2 protein-coding genes and 2 pseudogenes are annotated in these 4,330 nt (G+C 57.8%); 2 read left to right on the forward strand and 2 right to left on the reverse strand.

From position 1 onward, the window contains the following. Window positions 1-268: 268 nt before the first annotated feature. Window positions 269-513: pseudogene (locus tag CV770_RS40480) on the reverse strand (integrase core domain-containing protein); the annotation flags it as partial. Between the two features lie 254 nt (window positions 514-767). Here CV770_RS40480 and CV770_RS43770 point away from each other — a divergent pair. Both CV770_RS43770 and CV770_RS40500 read left to right on the forward strand, forming a co-directional pair. After that, window positions 768-935: pseudogene (locus CV770_RS43770) on the forward strand (IS110 family RNA-guided transposase); the annotation flags it as partial. Between the two features lie 787 nt (window positions 936-1,722). Next, complete coding sequence (locus CV770_RS40500) at window positions 1,723-3,273, forward strand: hypothetical protein (protein ID WP_161500091.1); 1,551 nt, start codon at window positions 1,723-1,725, stop codon at window positions 3,271-3,273. Between the two features lie 34 nt (window positions 3,274-3,307). Here CV770_RS40500 and CV770_RS40505 read toward each other — a convergent pair whose 3' ends face one another. After that, the gene (locus tag CV770_RS40505; protein WP_104466270.1) at window positions 3,308-4,201 is read right to left on the reverse strand and encodes a glycosyltransferase; all 894 of its coding nucleotides are present in this window, start codon (window positions 4,199-4,201) and stop codon (window positions 3,308-3,310) included. Window positions 4,202-4,330: the final 129 nt, after the last annotated feature.

Here is a 4,330-nt window from a genome sequence, read left to right on the forward strand (position 1 = left end):
CAGCCGCCGCACTGGCTCCGTGGTAGCACTACGCACTGTGTCCATTCTAAGCCTTACGGTCAAAACCAAACCGCAGACTTACAGATCAGCGCATCATCCGGAAGGTGGCCGCAAAACATCGCTTACACAAGATCTGAGGTTGCGATGTAGTACAGCAGTGGGAACTACGAAGCCTATGCTCGTCTCCGCAAGCCCGCTGGTGTGGACAGCAAGAAGACGTGGTTCGTTGGTTCAGGCTTGGCGGCGCTCTCCGGCGCGGCCGCCGGTGCTAGGTGTTTAGTCCCGGCATTTGCTGGACCGGGTTGAGTTTGAATCGTTCGGGCTGGGAAGTCCAGCATTTTGCAAATGTATTCGTAGGGTGTGAGGCCCTTCAGGGTCTTCAGCCGCCGAGCATAGTTGTAGGCGTTGATGAAGTCGGCAAGGTGAGCTTCGAGCTGATCGTTGTCGATCGTAGTAATAGCGTTGGACGGTCGCTTCCTTGATCGTGCGGTTCATGCGTTCGACCTGGCCATTATCCGGTATGTGATCTGCGGTGCCTTTTCGTCCGGCTGTTCTCTTCGGAGAACGGCATTATGGTGAGCCCATCCGGGACGCGGGGCACCGGGAGCACGAAGGTGCGGGCAGGCCGCCGATAGACAGTGGGCTGAGAGCCCGAGCTCGTTACATGGCCGCCCCTTGCGACTTTCCCGGATGCGCCGCGAGCGCGGATCAGTAGATGTCGTGTTGCCCGCCAGCTCCCGTTTCGTCAGACCGGAAAGGGAGCAGACATGCGCATTATAGGACTTGATATCCACCGCGCCTTTGCGGAAGCGGTGGCTTGGGAGGATGGCAAACTCAGACGTCTCGGCCTCGTGGACATGCGACGTGCGCTGTTGACCGCGTTCGCCAAACGGCTTTCGAAGGACGATGTCGTCGTCGTCGAGGCGACCGGGAATGTGCCGCAGCGGTCGCGGCGGCCTGCGGGCCGCGCCACGGTCGCGATGCGGCGCGGCGCGCGCTACGGCAGTAAACGGCGCCTACTATGCGCTCGAGCGGATTCTTCGTTCGAATCTTCCGCCAATGGATGTCCGGAAAGGCACATCATGAAGGAGATCCGGCGACGAACCCGTGTCGTCGGCGCCTTTCCCGACGGCCAATCCCGTCTCAACTTGGCGGCGGCCCGGCTGCGGCACATTGCCGGCACGGCGCGGTCGACCAAATGTTACATGAACATGCGACCGCTTTATCGGCCACAACTCTCTGAAACCGGAGCCGTCGCCTGATCAAAAGTGCGAAAGATTCTGGACAGTACCGCGGTGCGGCAGTATCTGCTTTCTATGCCGATCGATGCCGCGAGCTTTGATCTCGGCTCCCGTCAGGAAAAGATCCTCCCCGTAACTGGAGACGTCGATTTCGGACTCTGCGTCGCCAACTGCGGACTGAAGCGCACCTATGCTGAGGACCACTGGGTCCATTTTCTTAGTGGAGCTGGCTGCTGCCTGAGGCCGCCTCGGATGACTGGACGGCACTGATGAAGTCGGGTTAATCTCAAACCCAATTCATAATCACAATCAAAGAAATCCGGCACGTGTCAGCGCGCGTTTAGGAACGGCGAAACTTTCGGAATCCTTCGGTGTAAGCATGTCGGCCAATCTTAATGGACGAACGCGACCTCTAGTGAGAGTGCAAATCCATGCCGTAGCGTCCGCCAGCATAGGCCTTTTGGGCGCTCTCTTGTATGGGATGATTCTTCCGTTTTACGAAGGCTCTGCACCTTCGCTTCTTATGTTCGTGTCCAGCGGGGCGTTGCTCTTCGGCTGTGCAGTCGTACTGCATCCCTCTTTTTTTGTTATCATCGTTGCATCTTTCCTAACGCTTGGCTTTGTACTAAAAGCCGTTGCGCATCTTACCTTCGGAGCTCCGCTGATCGAACCGGTCGGCGAGTTTTCCGGGTCAGCCACGCAATGGGATATGGCGCTAAAATTTGCTACGGCCGGTCAGCTCGGCGGAGTCGCTTCATTCATTCTGGCCTCGTTCATCCCGTCGTACGGGCGCATTCTTCCGAGCGATGACGCGGGGCAGAGAAATCTTGGAAACGTCCTATTTGCCGCCTTGGCGATACTAATCGTCGTTGCAACCTGTGTCTACGCGCTCAATCATCAGCACTCCATCTTGCGAATCGGCTATCCACTCGGGATGGATATCCATCCACGAGTCTATGCCGTGCTGGCCTTTATTCTCACATGGGGCGCACTTCTTGGAGGCCTTGCGCTTACGCAATGGCTGATAGAACTTGGACGTCTACGCTACGCATCTTTGATCATTGTCGCGAGTTTCCTCGGCTTTCTCTCATCGCTAACCATAGGCAGCCGAATCCAGTTTCTGCTCTACATTCTAGCATCCCTCTGCATATTGCTTTCGCGACGGAGGGATATTCAACGCTGGACGGAGATCGCGTTAGCACTATGCAGTGCTGGCGTGCTTTTCGTGCTGTCGATCGCCATCGTGAGCATCGAGCGAAACTTTGCCTTCCAGAATAGTGATCTAATTGCTGTGCAGAACCCGACATCGTCGACAGCTGCTCCGCGAGTGGTGGTCGGCGGAAAGGATGTTTCCGAACGGTCTGCGAGATTACCACCTTCGTTTCCTAAGTCGCTGAGCGCGCCGCCTGACAAACCTGAGTCGTCTCTGACCCAGGGCCCCGTACCTGATCCAAAACGTCAACAGTATCTGTATGCGGCGCCGGAGACGGCAGCTTTTGCCACGAAGCTCGACGTGGTGACCAGCAACAGCAGGCTGAGCGGCGTCCTCCAAGAACTACGCAGTCTTGTCTTGATGCGGTGGGTAGGCTTGGAAGGCGTCCTGACGGCCCAAGGAGCCGAGAGCGAACTGGGTCGCAACCTCTTCATGCAAGGGCTGACCGAAGATCCCGCGACAGGGAAGGCCGGCATCTATCAGACGATGGCTGGCAACCCGTATGGCAGAGTTGAGGTCTTCACCTTCCTAACGCTTCCAGGGCTTATTGGCTTTGCAAGCTATTCGGGAAGTATTCCACTTATCTTCGGCTTCGCATTCGGCACTACCCTCATCGGACATTTAGTGGAATGGTTCGCATGCAGGATTACCGGAAATGTGGCAGTTGGAGCGGTTTCAGGGGTTTCACTGGCCTATTTGGCTGTGCAGATGTGCTTTCCTTGGACGCTTTTCATCTATGCGATGGAGCTCTGTCTCGCCTGCGCCGCCCTTGGTGGCTTTTGGTTCTCAAGCCGCTGGCTGGTTAGGTCGAGGATCTGATCAGCCGTGCGGGTTTTAGCTCTCTCACTGGACCTCAACTCCGTCCTCTGAATAGGCCTTGGGTGATTGTGATGACGTGACTAAAGGTCTTGCGGGAAAAGGCGGCCTGAGGGCAGGCAAAGGACGCCACAAGATGCCGGATAGCGACCCCGGCGCGGCCGGACCGGCCATGGATCGCCGCCGACAGAAGCTCAGCATTAGCTCGCGCCGAGCGCTCCCAGTGCCGAATGTCCGCGGGGAGATCCGGGCGCGCGAACAGGCTTTCAATTACCGTCAGCGGCTCTTCCCCACGCTCAAACGGAACTATCCGATAGGTCGTCGACTGTGCGTGCATGCGAAAGTCGGCAAGCTCCTCCGAGAGATGGAAGAAGTCGCCTTCGAGCGCCATGCGCAGGAAAAAATCGAGATCGGGAATCTGCCGCAGATCCGTGCGCCACGGCCCCGCCTTCTCGTAGGCAGCGCGCCGAAAGAGCGCCCCGGGCCCCGGGAGGCAGTGAAGCTCGCCGTATAGCGTGCGCCGAGAAAAGTCCGGCGAATTGACAGTGAAACGTAACCGCGAGCATTCGTCGATTACGTTAAAATCCGGGTAAACGAGAGCCACGTCGGGCCGTGCGTCGAGTTCCTCAGCACAGCGTCGCACGGCTGCGGGCTTCAACCGATCGTCAGCGCTTAGATAGCCGATAAAGCTGCCGTCGGTCATATCCCAGCCAGCCGTCAGGGCCACGCTCTGCCCAGCATTGGCTTGGTGGCGCAGCCGGATCCGGCCCCCGTAGCGCGCGAGGATCGTGCATGTCTGGTCCGTCGATCCGTCGTCAACTGTCACGATCTCGAGATTCGGATAGTCTTGCGCAAGAAGGCTATCGATGGTTTCGGCGATGTAATCAGCGGCGTTGAAGGCTGGCACCACAATTGAGACTTTCGGCGGCATGCTAGTCGTCCGTTCTTTAATCGCGGGCACGATGTCAACCCCGATAGACAAAAGTGATCCACTGCCGGGTTCATGGTTCTTTCCGCGGTCGTCTCTACAGCCGCCGCATGATGGCGTTCAACAGGTGTG

Origin of the sequence: Bradyrhizobium sp. AC87j1 (assembly GCF_002936975.1) — a bacterium.
GTDB classification, from domain to species: domain Bacteria; phylum Pseudomonadota; class Alphaproteobacteria; order Rhizobiales; family Xanthobacteraceae; genus Bradyrhizobium; species Bradyrhizobium shewense.

Excerpts from the sequence above, each read along its gene's own strand:
- CV770_RS40505 (WP_104466270.1), bottom strand. The coding sequence starts at position 4,201 with ATGCCGCCGAAAGTCTCAATTGTGGTGCCAGCCTTCAACGCCGCTGAT.
- CV770_RS40500 (WP_161500091.1), top strand. The coding sequence starts at position 1,723 with ATGATTCTTCCGTTTTACGAAGGCTCTGCACCTTCGCTTCTTATGTTC.